This window comes from Endothiovibrio diazotrophicus (assembly GCF_054657215.1).
Genome location: NZ_BAAHXB010000001.1, coordinates 119,360 through 133,796, shown reverse-complemented (window position 1 = coordinate 133,796; position 14,437 = coordinate 119,360). Strand labels below are relative to the sequence as shown.

The 14,437-nt window shown below is 65.0% G+C and carries 15 protein-coding genes; 4 read left to right on the top strand and 11 right to left on the bottom strand.

Features of this window, described 5'->3' with window-relative positions; all coding sequences use genetic code 11:
• Positions 1 to 31 precede the first annotated feature (31 nt).
• From ACYQ2W_RS00560 to rluC, 5 genes are all read right to left on the bottom strand, one after another.
• Entirely contained in the window at positions 32 to 994 is a 963-nt protein-coding gene (locus ACYQ2W_RS00560) for an SLAC1 anion channel family protein (protein ID WP_459862341.1), read from the bottom strand.
• An 11-nt stretch (positions 995 to 1,005) separates the two neighbouring features.
• Positions 1,006 to 1,422 carry a hypothetical protein gene (locus ACYQ2W_RS00555; protein ID WP_459862339.1) on the bottom strand — a complete coding sequence of 139 codons (417 nt, stop codon included), beginning with the start codon at positions 1,420 to 1,422 and terminating at the stop codon, positions 1,006 to 1,008.
• Positions 1,423 to 1,835: 413 nt separating this feature from the next.
• Positions 1,836 to 2,216, bottom strand: coding sequence for a DUF6164 family protein (locus tag ACYQ2W_RS00550; RefSeq protein ID WP_459862337.1), 381 nt, complete (start codon positions 2,214 to 2,216; stop codon positions 1,836 to 1,838).
• The gene (locus tag ACYQ2W_RS00545) at positions 2,216 to 2,887 is read right to left on the bottom strand and encodes an HAD family hydrolase (RefSeq protein ID WP_459862335.1); all 672 of its coding nucleotides are present in this window, start codon (positions 2,885 to 2,887) and stop codon (positions 2,216 to 2,218) included. Before ACYQ2W_RS00545 ends, ACYQ2W_RS00550 begins: the two co-directional genes overlap by 1 nt.
• Before the next feature lie 4 nt (positions 2,888 to 2,891).
• Complete coding sequence (gene rluC / locus ACYQ2W_RS00540) at positions 2,892 to 3,842, bottom strand: 23S rRNA pseudouridine(955/2504/2580) synthase RluC (RefSeq protein WP_459862333.1); 951 nt, start codon at positions 3,840 to 3,842, stop codon at positions 2,892 to 2,894.
• 316 nt (positions 3,843 to 4,158) lie between these two features.
• Here rluC and ACYQ2W_RS00535 point away from each other — a divergent pair, with 316 nt between their 5' ends.
• Entirely contained in the window at positions 4,159 to 5,346 is a 1,188-nt protein-coding gene (locus ACYQ2W_RS00535; RefSeq protein ID WP_459862331.1) for a hypothetical protein, read from the top strand.
• 273 nt (positions 5,347 to 5,619) lie between these two features.
• Positions 5,620 to 6,921 (top strand): Glu/Leu/Phe/Val family dehydrogenase, encoded by a 1,302-nt coding sequence (locus ACYQ2W_RS00530; protein ID WP_459862329.1) that lies wholly within the window; start codon positions 5,620 to 5,622, stop codon positions 6,919 to 6,921.
• On the opposite strand, the gene ACYQ2W_RS00525 is transcribed toward ACYQ2W_RS00530, so the two are convergent.
• Positions 6,918 to 7,610 carry a 2OG-Fe(II) oxygenase gene (locus ACYQ2W_RS00525; RefSeq protein WP_459862326.1) on the bottom strand — a complete coding sequence of 231 codons (693 nt, stop codon included), beginning with the start codon at positions 7,608 to 7,610 and terminating at the stop codon, positions 6,918 to 6,920. The two genes, ACYQ2W_RS00530 and ACYQ2W_RS00525, sit on opposite strands and share 4 nt — an antisense overlap.
• 287 nt (positions 7,611 to 7,897) lie before the next feature.
• On the opposite strand from ACYQ2W_RS00525, the gene ACYQ2W_RS00520 reads away from it, so the two are divergent.
• Together ACYQ2W_RS00520 and ACYQ2W_RS00515 are read left to right on the top strand one after the other, a co-directional pair.
• The gene (locus ACYQ2W_RS00520; protein WP_459862324.1) at positions 7,898 to 8,806 is read left to right on the top strand and encodes a hypothetical protein; all 909 of its coding nucleotides are present in this window, start codon (positions 7,898 to 7,900) and stop codon (positions 8,804 to 8,806) included.
• Positions 8,803 to 9,648, top strand: coding sequence for a sulfotransferase domain-containing protein (locus tag ACYQ2W_RS00515; protein WP_459862321.1), 846 nt, complete (start codon positions 8,803 to 8,805; stop codon positions 9,646 to 9,648). Before ACYQ2W_RS00520 ends, ACYQ2W_RS00515 begins: the two co-directional genes overlap by 4 nt.
• A 268-nt stretch (positions 9,649 to 9,916) precedes the next feature.
• Here the strand turns inward: ACYQ2W_RS00515 and ACYQ2W_RS00510 are convergent, their stop codons facing one another.
• From ACYQ2W_RS00510 to ACYQ2W_RS00490, 5 genes are all read right to left on the bottom strand, one after another.
• A complete protein-coding gene (locus ACYQ2W_RS00510; protein WP_459862318.1) occupies positions 9,917 to 11,680 on the bottom strand; it encodes an asparagine synthase-related protein in 1,764 nt (587 codons plus the stop codon).
• Between the two features lie 192 nt (positions 11,681 to 11,872).
• Positions 11,873 to 12,046, bottom strand: coding sequence for a hypothetical protein (locus tag ACYQ2W_RS00505; protein WP_459862317.1), 174 nt, complete (start codon positions 12,044 to 12,046; stop codon positions 11,873 to 11,875).
• A 94-nt stretch (positions 12,047 to 12,140) separates the two neighbouring features.
• Positions 12,141 to 12,422: a PqqD family protein gene (locus ACYQ2W_RS00500; protein ID WP_459862315.1), complete on the bottom strand. Its 282-nt coding sequence runs from the start codon at positions 12,420 to 12,422 to the stop codon at positions 12,141 to 12,143.
• A gap of 174 nt (positions 12,423 to 12,596) precedes the next feature.
• Positions 12,597 to 13,205, bottom strand: a complete 609-nt coding sequence (locus ACYQ2W_RS00495; protein WP_459862313.1) for a hypothetical protein — start codon at positions 13,203 to 13,205, stop codon at positions 12,597 to 12,599.
• Between the two features lie 276 nt (positions 13,206 to 13,481).
• A complete protein-coding gene (locus ACYQ2W_RS00490) occupies positions 13,482 to 14,324 on the bottom strand; it encodes a hypothetical protein (RefSeq protein ID WP_459862311.1) in 843 nt (280 codons plus the stop codon).
• Positions 14,325 to 14,437: the final 113 nt, after the last annotated feature.

Here is a 14,437-nt window from a genome sequence, read left to right as displayed (position 1 = left end):
TGTGTGGACTCGTCGTGGGGGGGCTGGCGGACTATTCCTCCACGCAGATCTCGCCGCGGGCCATGGCGAGCGCGGTGCGCCCGAGCAGGCCGGCGATGATCAGGGTGAGTAGCGTCAACAACAGTACGCTGAGCGGCCGCAGCAGCGGGCCGCCGAGCCGCTCGTAGAGGACGAAGGTGGCGATGGTGATCGCCGCCATCGGGAAGGAATAGGCCCACCAGGAGAGGAAGAAGCGGAGCTTGGCGAAACGTCCCACCTGGGTGAACAACAGCAGGGTGAGGAACAGCCCCGCGTAATAGAGCACCCGGGCGAAGGCGTCGAGCTCGCCACCCAATTTCAGGTAGGCGATGAAACCCACCGCCGGCGGTGCGATCAGGATGAAGAAGGTGGGCACCAGCTTCCCCGGCAGCGGCGGATGGAAGATCACCCGGTAGAAGACGATCACCAGCAGCACCAGCCAGAACAGCAGGCCGATGCTGAAGAAGAACCAGGAGGTCTCCGGGTAGCCGTGGGCCACGCCGGCCACCGGCACGATGATGTTGCCCACCACCGGGATGAACCACGAGGGATTCATGTGCTGGATCTCGAAATGGGTGTGGTTGATCCACGCCCCCAGCACGTAGACGGTAAAGCCCAGGTGGAGCGCCGCCCCCGCCAGCCACAGCCCTTCGGAAAGCGCCGGCTGCCGGTGCAGGGTGGCAACGGCGAGCAGCAGCAGGCTGATCGAGACGGCGGGGAAGAAGCTCAGTTTGATCGGGTGGTGGAGTTCGGCCACCACCGCCGCCCGACGGCTCACCAGCTTCATCAGATAAGCCACCGCCAGAAGCCCGAAGAGCGCCGCGGTCAACCACAGCAGGGTGGCGCTCACCGGCGGCAGCCCGAGCACCGCCTCGGCCTTCTCCCAGGCGATGGTGAGCCCGGCCAGTCCCATCACCACGGAGAAGAAGGAGATGGGGAAGGCGGCCAGTCGATCGGTTCGATCCATGTCGGTCATCTCTCGCTCCGCTACGGCAACATCACGCCGTGTTCGTGATACCACTGACGATCCACCTCCCAGCGCACCCGCTCGATACCGGACTCGGCCAGCACCCGCTTGCGCGCCAGCCCCTGGACTTCGCCCAGCTCACGCTGCGCCGCCACCACCGCCGGATCGTTGGTCCCCTTCCCCGCCAGCTCCGGGTGGAGGATCGCCAGGAAGCGAACCGCCGGCACCTGGGGCGAGCGGGGGGTGGTGAGGGTGGCGGTCCCACCGTCCACCGCCACCACCTTGAAGCGGTAGGGGTAGGCGGCGAGCCGCGGCTCCCCGGCCAGACGGTCGCTCAATTCACCGGCGCGAAAGTCGAGGCTCGACAACCAGGCGACCAGCAGACCGAGGGCGATCACCGCCAGGGCGATGGTGTAGTTGCGGGTGAAACGGTCCAAGCGGGACTCCTTCGGGGCATGGGAACCCACGGCGTGTCGGTGTTGCGTCAGCCACATAAGTGCAACCCGCGGGCCAAAACCCGAGCAAACAGGTTGGGTTCGACAACATGCCGACAACCAATTGTTTTTACGTAAAATTATTTAGCCAAACGGGAAAGCGGGTGGAGAGAGAGGAGGTACGGCAAAAGGCGCTGCCGCCGAGAATGGCAGCCAGCACCGACAGCCAACGCCATTTTTGACAGAACGGTACCTTCGTTCGACGACTCGGAAAGGATTCGCTCCATCCATCCCGAGCGGTGCCCTCGTTCGGCATGGCGCGCCCCACAGGGCGGGCCGCGCCCACCGGCGCCGTGGAACCCACTCCCGGACGCCGATGCCTGGAGGGAGCATCAACGAGCAAGACCCGGCCGATTTCAGGGCGAGGGGGCGTGGCGTATCAGACCGACGAACGGAGTGATGGAGAAGTAGAGGATCAGGACGACGGCAAGCAGCGCGAAGAGCACCTCCAGCGGCCGCTCCCGGATGCGATCGAGCAACCCTTCGGCCCGCCCCTCGCGGAGCGCCTGCCGGTACTCGCCGCGCACCCGCCGGCTGCGCGCCTGCTGGTACTCGCCGATCAACCTCCGCGCCTCCTCCAGGCGATGATCGTCGCGCAGCCAGATCGCCGCCACCGAGATCCGCCAGCGCCCCGCCTCGGTCTCATAGAACTCGATGCCGTGGTCGGTGAGCAGCGCCCGCACCTCGTCGGCCTCCTCCTCACCAACGCCATTGAGCCGAAACAGCAGCACCCGCATCAGCAGGCGGCCCCGGAGCAACCGAGCCAGGCGGGCAGCTCGGTAATGGCGTCGATGCAACCCACCGGGTGGTGGCGGACGAGCCGCTCGGCGTCGTGGACCCCGTAGGTGACGCCGAGGGCATCCATCCCCGCGTTGGCGGCCATCACCAGGTCCCACTCGGTATCGCCGATCATCAACGCATCGCTCACCCCGGTCTCCAGCTCCTCCAGGATCTGGTGGAGCATCAGCGGATCGGGCTTTGAGCGGGTGACGTCGGAGGTCCGGGTGGCCTGGAACAACGGGCGGAGGCCAGTCTCATCGAGCACCCGATCGAGCCCGCTGCGCCCCTTGCCGGTGGCCACGGCCAACCGGTAGCCGGCGCCGCGCAGCGTCTCCAGGGTCTCCCTCGCGCCGTCGAAGAGCGGTGTCGGCGAGGGACCCGGGGGGAGGTAGTGATCGCGATAGCGATCGGCCAGCTCGCGATGGAAGGCGGATCCGCGCCCCGGGTAAAGGGCGTCGATCGCCTCGGTCAGACCCAATCCGATGATGCCCTTGATCCGCTCGTCGGGGAGGATTTCCAATCCCATCTCGGCGGCGGCGAGCTTGATGCAGTGGACGATGTGGGAGACGGAATCCATTACCGTGCCGTCCCAGTCGAAGATCAGCAGTTTGTAGTCGCGTGAAGTCATTGCGCTATCCCTTCCGTTCCAAGCGCTGGAGCAGCGCCTCCAGCTCCTCCGGCAGCGGGGTGGAGACGATGATCTCCTCCCCCTCGGGCAGCTTGACGGCCAGCGAACGGGCGTGCAGGAAGAGCCGCTTCAGCCCGCGCTCGGCGACGTAGCGGTTGAACGCCTCGTCGCCGTACTTCGGGTCACCGGCCAGGGGGTGGCCGAGGGTGGCGGCGTGGACGCGGATCTGGTGGGTTCGCCCGGTGAACAGCTCCGCCTCCACCAGGGTCGCCCCGCGATAGCGCTCCACCACCCGGAAACGGGTGTGGGCCGGCTTGCCGTCGGGGGCCACCTTGACCACCCGCTCGCCGCCGCGCAGGGTGTTCTTGCGCAGCGAGAACTGGGCGTCCACCACCTCCCCCTTGACCCTCCCGGCAACCAGGGCCAGGTAGCGTTTATCGACCCCGTCGCCGCGCAGCAGTTCATGCAGGGTGCGCAGCATCGAGCGCTTCTTGGCGATCATCAGGCAGCCGGAAGTGTCGCGGTCGAGGCGGTGGACCAGCTCCAGGAAGGGGGCGTCGGGACGGGAGGCGCGCAGCGCCTCGATCACCCCGTGGCTCACCCCGCTGCCGCCGTGGACCGCCATCCCCGCCGGCTTGTCCACCACCAGCAGCCCCTTGTCCTCGTAGATCACCGACTGCTCAATCCGCTTCGCGGCAAAGAGCGGCGCCCCCTCCTTCCCGGCCGCCACCCGTACCGGCGGGATGCGTACCGAATCGCCCTCCTCCAGCCGGTACTCGGGCGCGACCCGCTTCTTGTTCACCCGCACCTCGCCCTTACGCAGGATCCGGTAGACGCGGCTCTTCGGCACCCCCTTGAGCTGGCGCAGCAGATAGTTGTCGATGCGCTGACCGGCCTCTTCGGGGGCGATGACGGCAAACCGCACGGCGGCGGCAGGGGGGGAGGGTTCGTTCATTAGCAAATCATAACACTCGGACGGCCGATACCGGATGCCTACAACAACCGGCCGAGGCCACCTCTGGTTACCACGCTCCGCGTGGTAACCCGGCCTCGGCAGCGGCCGCCAACCGAACGCTCCGCGTCGGCGCCCTTCTCCGCAGCCACCCCGACCGAAGCAGGACGCAGAGCGTCCAAGGCGCCTTGGTTACGACGCAGAGCGTCGTAACCAGGAGAGACCTTTTAACTTTCGCCTTTGACCTCGCATCCGAATACCGCTCAAGCCGCTCCCCCTCCGGCCGCTAATGAAGTTACCGGCTAATGGAGTCCCCCCCATGAAAATCGAACAGGCCCAGGTTCAACTCTCCTCCAGCCACCGCAAAACGGAGAACAGCGAGACCAGCGAGCATCTGCGCGCCTGGCAGGATGGCGTCGGCTCCCTCGAATACCAGAGCGACACCGGCTCCAGCTCCCTGCGCGCCGAGGCGGAGCGGCTACGCGACGCCCCAGCCGACGGCGCCAATCCCGGCCCCCCCTCCCTCGACGACGTGCACAAGCGCATCGACGACCTGCGCAAGCGCCTCGGCGACGACGACCAGGTGAGCCTCTCTCCCGAGGCGCTGGCCGTCCACGCCGGCGAAGTGGCCAAGGCCAAGCAGGCGAGCGGCGAACTGGACGTCGAAAACCTGGGCGACCTCAAGCTCTCCATCACCAAATTGATGGTGGAGGCCTATACCGGCCGCAAAATCGAGTTCTACCACCCCAACCAGGATGGTGCTTCCGGCGGCAGCGGCGGCACATCGCCGGTCGGCGGGAGCCAGGGACGGGACGCCACCCAAGGCACCGACGAGCGCGAGGGGTGGGGCATGGTCTACGAATACCGGGAGAGCCACAGCGAATCCGAGCAGACCAGCTTCGCGGCCCACGGGGTAGTACGCACCGAAGACGGCCGGGAGATCAACTTCACCGCCGCGGTGGAGATGGCTCGCGAGTTCACCAGCAACGAAAGCCTGTCGATCCGCGCCGGCGACGCCCTCAAGGACCCGCTGGTGATCAACTACAACGGCACCGCCGCCCAGCTCAGCGAGGAGCAGATGGCCTTCGACATCGACAGCGACGGCAAGAAGGACCAGATCGCCGTGCTCTCTCCCAACAGCGCCTTCCTGGCCCTCGACCGCAACGGCGACGGCACCATCAACAACGGCAACGAGCTGTTCGGTGCGCAGACCGGCGACGGATTCAAGGAGCTGGCCGCCCTCGACGAAGACGGCAACCGCTGGATCGACGAGAACGACTCCGGCTACTCGAAACTGCTGCTGTGGTCCCCCAGCGCCGAAGGGAACGGCAGCCTGAGCACCCTGGCCGAGCGGAACATCGGCGCCATCTACCTGGGCAACGTCTCCACCCAGTTCGACCTCAAGGACAGCAGCAACGACCTCCAGGGCCAGGTGCGTTCCAGCAGCGTCTACCTCAACGAAGACGGCACCCCCGGGACGATCCAGCAGATCGATCTGGTGGCCTGAAGGCATTCGACGACAATCACGACAACGGGCCAACGCCCCCGCCCGTTCACCGAATTGGGCCACTCCCCCAGTGATGGGGAAACGCCGGCGACCGCCGGCGTATTTTTTTCCGATTTGGCATGCCCTCACCTGTAGGAGCGGCCCTAAGGGCCGCTCCTACAGGGAAGCAAGGTGCCCGACCCGGGCCTCGCCGGATTCTCCTCCCCCCGCTGGCACCACACCCCGAAACACGGTTTAATCCTCCACACTCCCCGACCAGAGGCAGGACCCACCATGACCGATCAGGAATTCGACTCCCTGCGCAGCCGGCGGCTCCAGTTCGAACGGGCGGCGGCCCACGTCGAGCTGCTGAAGCAGGGATTGGTGGGGTTCCTCACCGCGCCACGGCGCACCATCACGGTCAACTTCCCGGTGGAGATGGAGGATGGCTCGGTACTCACCTTCACCGGCTACCGGGTGCTGCACAACACGGTGTTCGGCCCCGGCAAGGGGGGCATCCGCTACCACCCCGCGGTGGACGCCGAGGAGGTGGCGGCGCTGGCCGCGCTGATGACCTGGAAGTGCGCCCTGCTCCAGCTCCCCTTCGGCGGCGCCAAGGGCGGCGTGGTGTGCAATCCGAAGGAACTCAACGAGTGCGAGCTACGGCGCATCACCCGCCGCTTCATCTGGGAGCTGGGCGAGAACATCGGACCCCACACCGACATCCCCGCCCCCGACCTCTACACCGACGAGCTGACCATGGCGTGGCTCTTCGACACCTACGACATGACCCATCCGGGGCGCAACAACCGCCCGGTGGTCACCGGCAAGCCCCTCGACCTGGGTGGCTCGCTGGGGCGCAAGGGGGCCACCGGCCGCGGCTGCGTGCTGGTCGCCGAGCGCTTCCTGGAGAAGAGCCCGTGGGGCGGCATCTCCTCGCTGGAGGGGGCGCGGGTGGCGGTGCAGGGGTTCGGCAAGGTGGGCCTCTCCGCGGCGCGGCTGTTCCGCGAGCGCGGCGCCAAGGTGATCGCCATCAGCGACACCCAGGGCGGCATCCTGGCGGAGAACGGCGAGGGACTCGACATCGACGCCATCGCCGCCCACAAGGCGGCCAACGGCACCGTGGTAGGGCTTCCCGAGACCCGCACCATCACCAACGACGACCTGCTCGCCCTGGAGTGCGACCTACTGGTGCCGGCTGCGCTCGGCAACCAGATCCACAGCGGCAACGCCCACCGGGTCAACGCCAAGCTGATCGTCGAGGGGGCCAACGGTCCGGTCACCCCGCAGGCGGACGAGGTGCTCGCCTCCCGCGGCATCCCGGTGGTGCCGGACATCCTGGCCAACGCCGGCGGCGTCACCGTCTCCTACTTCGAGTGGGTGCAGAACATAGAGAACGAGCAGTGGCCGCTGGGCGAGGTGCTCGCCAAGCTGCAGGAGAAGCTCTACGGCGCCACCGACGCGGTGGTCGAGGAGTGGAACCGGCTGAAGGTGGAGAACCCCGAAGAGCCCGCCCTCGGCCCGCGCACCGCCGCCTGGACGATCGCCCTGCGGCGGCTGGCCAAGGCGACCTTGGAGCGCGGGATCTGGCCTTAGGGCCCGCGGAACCAGGCCACATGGGAAATCCTGTTTTTTGTGGCGGCCTCTGGAGAGTGAGGGGTGACGTGATGTTGCGTAGTCCGGGAGGGGATGAACAGCACCACGCGATTGAAGACGCAGTGAATCTCCTGCTCCCCGCCCTCTTCCATTCCCATCATGAGGCTGCCGCCGTCACCGTCTTGCCATCCGCGGCTCAGATAAAAGATGGCGCACAGCTTCCGCTTCATCCCGGCATCGTTGTGCGACTTGATGAAATGGCCGGCGGCGTGGGAGTGGGTGACCTGGCTTTCCAAAGCCAGGGGGGCGCCGATCAGCGATGACAGATAGGCCGGGAGCAGGCGGTGACAAAACTCCCAGAAGCCCCGATAGGCCAGGAAACACGGGCTCAGCTCGCATCCTCTCCTCGCCCCCACCACCCGGAGGAAGTGCAGCATTCGCTCCTCTTCCGGGGCCTGCCGAAATCGCTTCTCGTCGACGAAGTGCGGTTCGCCGTACAACTTGTACTGATCCTCGAACTTCGCCTCGTATTCGACGGCCTGGAAGAGTTCGTCGGCCTTCGGCTCGCGGAGGAACCGGTCCAGGCCGACCCCGTTGCGGAAGAGCCGCGGGGAGCGTTGCAGGTCGCGGAACCGCTTCCCTCCTTCCCGGTAGGCGGGGTCGATCCAGTCGTTGGCGCCGATGTTCATCAGGTTGCCCTTCTCGATTCGACGGCTGCAATCGGCCTTGCCTCCGGCCCCTTCCCGGCCCGCGGCAGCCGAAATCATCGGATTGGCGGAGTACGGCGAAGCGTAATCCAGCGTAACGTCGAAACAATTAATTTTGTCCGCCTTCTGAAGGAGGGGCGGGGTTGTCCGACTCCTTTATCGTACTCCAGAATAACGGTCGTCTGATGCCCCGCCGATGCAGCAAAGATCGCGCTAGTGTTGTAATATTTTTCTTACAGCACGCTCACTTTCCGAGAATCACGATTACCATGCATCACGACCTGACGCTGTGCGACTGGCGTTTGAGCAGCGAATTACCCCTTCCCGGCCTCGCCCCCTGGCGCGGCGACGACCGTCCCGCCGATATCGTGTTGACCCTGGGCGAAGTCCCCCCCATGGAGGATCCTCACCCCCTCTACGACGGCCCGCTGGTCAAGCTCGGGCGCGATCACTCGGTTCGCTTCGAGGTTCCCGGCGTGATCACCTTCCAGCTGAGCGAGGGCCGCCGCATCGTGACCCAATTGCACGGCGACGACCCCACCGACCCGACCATTCGCACCTTCCTGTTCGGCGCCATCCTCGGCCTGATCTGCCATCAGCGCGGGCGCCCGATCCTGCATGCCAGTTGCGTCGAGATCGACGGCCGGGCGGTGGCGCTGGCGGGCCCCTCGGGGATGGGCAAGTCGACGCTCGCCGCGGCCTTGATGGCCCGCGGGCATCGCGTGCTCTCGGATGACCTGTGCCTGATCGATCTCGACGGCCCCGTGGCGATTCCCACCTTTCGCCGTCTCAAGTTGTGGCGGGACAGCAGTGAAGCGTTGCAGATCGATACCGCCGCCTTGCCGCGGGTTCGCCCTGAACTGGAAAAGTACGAGCTGCCCCTCGACGAGGACTTCTGTTCCCGGCCGGTTCCGCTGGCCGCCGTGGCGTTGCTGGCCCCTCCCACCCAAACGCACTTGGTGACATTCGGACGGCTGCACTCCGTGCAGGCCGCCTCGAGCCTGCATCGCCAGGTGTTCCGGCGCAGCCTGGCCAATCGAATGGGGCGGCATTCGGCGATGTTCGCCGAGATGACCCGCCTGGCCGACGAGGTCCGCGTGGAGCGGACGATGGTGAAACCCGGTTTCGAGGCGCTCGGATCGATGACGCGATGGGTGGAGGATCTGGCCCGGGCATGAACGGCTTCGTCTGGTTGGTCTCCTACCCCAAGTCCGGGAACACCTGGATGCGCTTTCTGCTCGACAGCGTCTTGCGCGGCGGGGCGGCGGTGGACATCAACCGCCCGGAATTGCCGACCTTCTCCTCGTTCAACCGGGCCGGGCTCGACGACATGCTCGGGGTGAATACCGCCGATCTCACCGAGGCGGAGTGCGACGAGTTCCGTGGCGAAGCCTATCGGATGGTCGCCGAGGAGGCGACCTCAGCGATCTTCTCCAAGGTGCATGAACGTTGGGCCAGGAGCCTCGGCGGACGGACGATCTTCCCCCCCGAGGCCGGGAACCGCGGTATCTATCTGGTGCGCGACCCCCGTGACGTCGCCTGCTCCCTGGCCAACCATCTCGGCTATTCGCTCGACGCCACCATCGACTTCATGGAAGACCCCGATGCGGGGCTGGCGGTAACCGACAATTGCCGGGGGAGCGGCCAGATCGTCCAGCGCCTGGGGGTGTGGAGCGACCATGTCACCAGCTGGCTCGATCAGACCGACATCGCCATGCATTGCATCCGTTATGAGGATCTGCTCGCCGATACGGTGGGGACGCTGGCGACGATGTTTGCGTTCCTCGGGATGGAGGTGGAGAGAGAGGTCCTGCGCAAGGCGAGCGAGGCGACCCGCTTCGAGACACTGCGCGAGGCCGAACGGAGCGTGGGATTCCGCGAGCGCCCTTCGAGTTCTCCCCAGTTTTTCCGCAGCGGCAGGGCCGAGCGTTGGCGCGAGGAACTCACCGCCGGGCAAGCCGGCCGCCTCCAGCGGGAGCACGGCGCGGTGATGGCGAGGCTGGGTTATGTGCCCGAGTAGCCTGTTGTGCCATGGGGGATCGGCCTCGGAAGCGGGATGACGACTTATCACTGGCAGCGCCCCCGCCGTCGGCGCGGTAGCGCCCTCCCGTAGGTTGGCGCTACCGCGCCGACGCGAACGAAGGCAGCGGGCTCACGGCCATGCGGACCCTTCCGAGCGGAACACCCCATCCGGAAGGTTCGGTGGAGACAGCGAAGGGCCGCTGACCTCGTTCGCGTCGGCGCAGTAGCGCCAACCTACGCCCTCTCCCCCACAGTCCGGTAGGCTCCTACGATCCAAGCCGCTCCGCCCACATCAGGAATTGCCCGAGGTGGATGCCGCGTAGCAGCGCCCCGCGCAATGGAAAGGCGGCCCTCTTGGCGGCCGCCGCGTCGGCGGGCCAATCGTCGATGATCCGCTGCATCATCGGAAGATCGAGGCAGTGGCTGGCCAAAGGGGAGCTCCGCATCTGCTCCAGGACGGCGGCGAACTCGTCGCGCCGCCCCTGCACCCGCGAGAACCACTCGGGGCATTGATTGCCCCGTAACCGGTTCTCGAACACCTCCGGCGGGGAACGATCGGCGGCGACCCGGCGGGCCAGGCGGCGGCGGACCCCGTCCTTGAGAAACTGCTCGTCGGGGAGCGACAGACAAAAATCGACCATCCGGGGGTCACCCAGGGGGTCGCGGGGCTCGACGCCCCACCACTGCCGCAGGGCGTTCGTCATCTCGCGCCCCCCCGCCTGCCCCTCGATCATGGCCCGGCGCATCTCCCGGCCGGTAACCCGCCACCCCGCGGGAATGGGGCGAGCCTTCACCCCGCCCACCTCCCGGGCAAACCCGGGGGCGATGCCGCTGACGGTGGAAAGCACCTGCCATTCGCGACGCTTGCGCCGCAAAGGGCTCAATATCTCCTGGCGTAAGGCCCCCCGCCAACCGATCCCCTCGCTCTCCCCCACCAAGGCCAGCTCGCGGGCCGCACGCCACCACCGCCCCCGGCGCAGCTGTCCGATCACGGCCTGGTTGCCGAACCAGCTCAACGTGTGGTTGCCCGAGGTTCCGGTCATCACCACGTGGATCCCCAGCTCCCTGATGCGCCGGTAGAGCGCATCGAACCAGAAGATGTTGATCACCTTGAGCAGCGGCATGGCGGAGCGTTCGAAGAGGGGGGTTGGATCGACCTCCAGCGGGTGGGGTCCACCACCTGGCGTCAGATGGAGGTGCATGTTGGGATGCATGTCGGCCAACGCCTGAACGAAAGGGGTTTCGTCGTCGTACCAAGGGAGATGGGGCGGAGAGCGCGGGACTTCCGGCCGGGGAATGGCGGTCAGGACGTGCAGCGGGTCGGGTGCGATCAAGCGGGCGGTGGTGGCGGCGACGGTCGACGAGTCCAGGCCGCCGGTGGCGAAGGCCGCGACCGGGCCGGCGTTGCGCAGATGGGCCGCGACGATCCGATCGAGCAGCTCGCGGGCCGCCTCGACATACTCCTCATCGCGGGCAAGGCGCAGGGTGGGTCGATCCCCACCCGGACGCCAATACCGCTCACGCCGGAGTCCGGCGGGCGAAAACCGCGCCCAGGTCGCCGCGGGCAGCGATTCGATTCCCTCGAAGAAGCTCTCCCCATCGGTGGGATAGCGATCCATCAGGTAGGCGGCAATGGTCTGGAGATCCACGCGACAGGGGACTCCCGGCAGGGCCATCAGGGTGGTGGCGTCGGTGGCGAAGGCGACGCGCTTGCCGCCTTGATGGAAGAGCAGCGGGCGCCGCCCCTGCGCCGATGCGAGCAACCACAAGCGGCGGCCGGACTCGTCCCATGCGGCCAGGGCGAAATCACCGATCAGTCTGCCGATGCCCTCTTCGCCCCAGCGCTCGAGGACGGCCAAGGCCAATCGGGCATCGCCGCAACGGTCGGGGAGATCGAAAAGAGGAACGAGTTCGTCCCGATTGTAGAGATGGCCATCGAAGAGCAGCGCCAAGCCGCCGGCGCCGCGGAGAAAGCCCTCGCCACCTTCATCCCCGGCATGAACCAGAAACGCCGAGGTGGCGTGCCACACCCTTCCTTGCGGGAACCTCGCCCGCAAAGGAAGCGCTTGGTCAGCGGACACGGGGCCACTGAGATCGACGATGCCCGCAAAGGCCATTCACATGAACCCAAACGCAAAGGGGTAAAACATCAGGGGAGACGAGCGGAGGAGACGAAAACGCCCGCCCCGACCAACCACCGCAAGAGGGCCGGTGTGGCCCCCTCAAGAGGCTTTGGGTGCGAAACTCCCATCGGTATAAATCGGGCCGTTGGAATGTTGCGTCGAAGGGCCGATATCGGCCGCGGTCAGTTTGGGGCGAGACCAGCGGGGACGTTCGTCGAGCTCTTCCGTTTCGGAATCGACGGATGCAGGCGGCGTAAGATCTTGCTCGGACACGGTGACGCTCCTTACTGAAAAGGGAGGGATATAACCAACTCCGCAAGGTGGAAGTGACCCGCCTTACGAAAAAATTGGGGAGAAACGGACGGGCTCAGTGAATCTGAAGCAACCCTTTTTCGAGAAGTTCTCCCAGCAGATCGACGGTATCCCTACGTATTTCTCCTTCATCGGCCCGGTAATGCTGCTCCAGGGCGGCGAGCAGGGCCTCGACACGGGTCGGCTCAGCCAACCGCTCCCAAACGTCACTACCTACCGCGTCCAGGCCGTAGTACTCTCCGTTACTCACGCTCATCAAAACCACCTCACCGTTGACGACGGCGTGCAGGATGTCCGGATGGCGGGCAACAATGGTGCGTTCATCAATACTGGACATGAGGAATCTCTCTCCGGAAAACGGGCTGCGCTGAACATCAAGCCCACCTAAAGATTATAGCGCCATTTGCCGTGTCAACCAATCTAACGCGCGTATTCCGAAGCGATTCAGGCCACCCGTTGCAGCGTTCCTCTTTGCACGCCTATCTCGACGCCCAACAGCAAGAAGTCATGCCTAAATCGGGAGCCAATGATTCAGATTCCGGCGTGGATCGATGTGCTTCCCGGGAACGATATCGAACGCTATGGTGACTCGCGGCCGATCGCTGTTCCATTGGGACGACCGGTGCCGGTCGTCCTCGCTCTTGCCGAACACCAGCAGATTGTCCTTGCTCGGGATCCTGATCGTATTTTTCATGAACGGGAACAGGTATTCCGTATAACTCGGCTCCACCTCCACATCCACGCAATAGAATCCGTGCCACACCCCCATGCCCGCCGGCCAGTGACGATGCCAGCCGATAAACTCCCCCTTCTGGAAGACATTCAACCAACATTGAATATAATATGGATCGGAGGGATTTACGACACCACGAAAAATAGACCTGATCGCTTCATACAACTCATGTAATTGCGGAAAAGGATACATCAATACATTGTACTTTTCATAAAGATTGGTGACCATGGTCGCATGCCCGCCATAGTGATTCACACCCTCCTCGTAGAATTTCTCCGCGATCAAATCATAGAGCTTTCCGCCACTATCCCGGATCGCGCCAAGATCCAGACTCAGGCGCTTGGTATACAAATAATCGAAATAATTATCATCGTACATCTTGTCCAACCCCAACAGATCGTGTTGACTCGAACCGGATCCCACCCTCATCCCGTGCGGCACCGGATTCCACCCGGCTTGGAATTCCCGACAGGTCGTGAACCTCTCTTGAACTCACTCCGGGGCGTCTCCGAAGTGCACCGGTACGATGACCGATATATCCAGAGGCTCATTGGAATCAACAGGTGTCATGGCAACCAGGTCGTGGCTCGTGGATTGCACCCGGCGGCGGCGCGGGCTTCATCCGTCCCTGGAAGGATCGCAAAGGCGAGGCCGGGAGCACGATCAATACGCGATCTGTCCCTTGCTTCGGAGCTTCTTGAAGCGAGTGAACCCGGCCTCGGCCAGGGCGGCCACGTCGAATTCGGTCATCTCGTCAAGGCTGGCGATGAACGCATTGTAGCGGGGATTGTGCAGTTGGGCACAGCTGATTTCAGCACCCGGAAAGCGCTTGTTCATCAGCGTGAACGACTCGTAGCACTCCATGGTGGGACAGCGATACATGCAGCCGGCATTGGCGAACAGGCGAATGCGCTGCTTCGCCGCGATGGTGGCCAGTTCGTCCCGTTTGGTGTTGAGTCGGGGATGCAGGACCACCACGTCGTAGATCCGGAACCAGGCATCGAGGTCGTCGACCGAGGTGATGCGGTTGATCACTGAGGCCTCGATTTCGTAGTCGGGGAAATCCTCGCGAATCCACTGGGCGAGATCCGTGTGGGTGACGATCACGCTGTTGCCCTTGCGGTGATAGCGGGCCAGGAACGGTTGGTTGCGCAGGTAGTCGGCCCGGTTGAGCAGCGAGGTCTGCAGCGGGATGCGGTAACCGATCCCGTGATCGTACATCCAGGCGACGTCGGCCTCGGACAGCTCCGGCTCGACGAACCGTCGTCCACCATACAGCGACGAGTATTCCCGGAAGGCGAACACGCTCCTGACCGGAACGTCGGAAAAAAACTCCGCCAGAAACGCGCCGATCGGCTGATCGGGAGCCTTCCTGCGGGCGGAAACGGAAAAGTCGAGGGAGGCGATATCCATTGGATGAGGGTAGGCGCAACCGGTGGAAAAGGGAAAGCGCTCTGTGCCGGCCTCATGGACCTCCTCCAACTCCGGAGAGACTGGCGCCGACATCTTGACAGGCTCCCGAAGGGCCGGGATGATTCGGCGCAACCAATTGGATTTAAGATTCTTTTTCTTCTTCCCGGAGTAAGGTCGCGCGCCTCGCACGCATCCCCAAAGCAAAT

What these genes read in the sequence shown, in the direction of transcription:
- ACYQ2W_RS00560 (WP_459862341.1), bottom strand. Translation starts at nt 994, where the DNA reads ATGACCGACATGGATCGAACCGATCGACTGGCCGCCTTCCCCATCTCC.
- ACYQ2W_RS00550 (WP_459862337.1), bottom strand. Translation starts at nt 2,216, where the DNA reads ATGCGGGTGCTGCTGTTTCGGCTCAATGGCGTTGGTGAGGAGGAGGCC.
- ACYQ2W_RS00530 (WP_459862329.1), top strand. Translation starts at nt 5,620, where the DNA reads ATGACCGATCAGGAATTCGACTCCCTGCGCAGCCGGCGGCTCCAGTTC.
- ACYQ2W_RS00545 (WP_459862335.1), bottom strand. Translation starts at nt 2,887, where the DNA reads ATGACTTCACGCGACTACAAACTGCTGATCTTCGACTGGGACGGCACG.
- ACYQ2W_RS00520 (WP_459862324.1), top strand. Translation starts at nt 7,898, where the DNA reads ATGCATCACGACCTGACGCTGTGCGACTGGCGTTTGAGCAGCGAATTA.
- ACYQ2W_RS00515 (WP_459862321.1), top strand. Translation starts at nt 8,803, where the DNA reads ATGAACGGCTTCGTCTGGTTGGTCTCCTACCCCAAGTCCGGGAACACC.
- ACYQ2W_RS00535 (WP_459862331.1), top strand. Translation starts at nt 4,159, where the DNA reads ATGAAAATCGAACAGGCCCAGGTTCAACTCTCCTCCAGCCACCGCAAA.
- ACYQ2W_RS00525 (WP_459862326.1), bottom strand. Translation starts at nt 7,610, where the DNA reads ATGAACATCGGCGCCAACGACTGGATCGACCCCGCCTACCGGGAAGGA.
- ACYQ2W_RS00500 (WP_459862315.1), bottom strand. Translation starts at nt 12,422, where the DNA reads ATGTCCAGTATTGATGAACGCACCATTGTTGCCCGCCATCCGGACATC.
- ACYQ2W_RS00490 (WP_459862311.1), bottom strand. Translation starts at nt 14,324, where the DNA reads ATGTCGGCGCCAGTCTCTCCGGAGTTGGAGGAGGTCCATGAGGCCGGC.
- rluC (WP_459862333.1), bottom strand. Translation starts at nt 3,842, where the DNA reads ATGAACGAACCCTCCCCCCCTGCCGCCGCCGTGCGGTTTGCCGTCATC.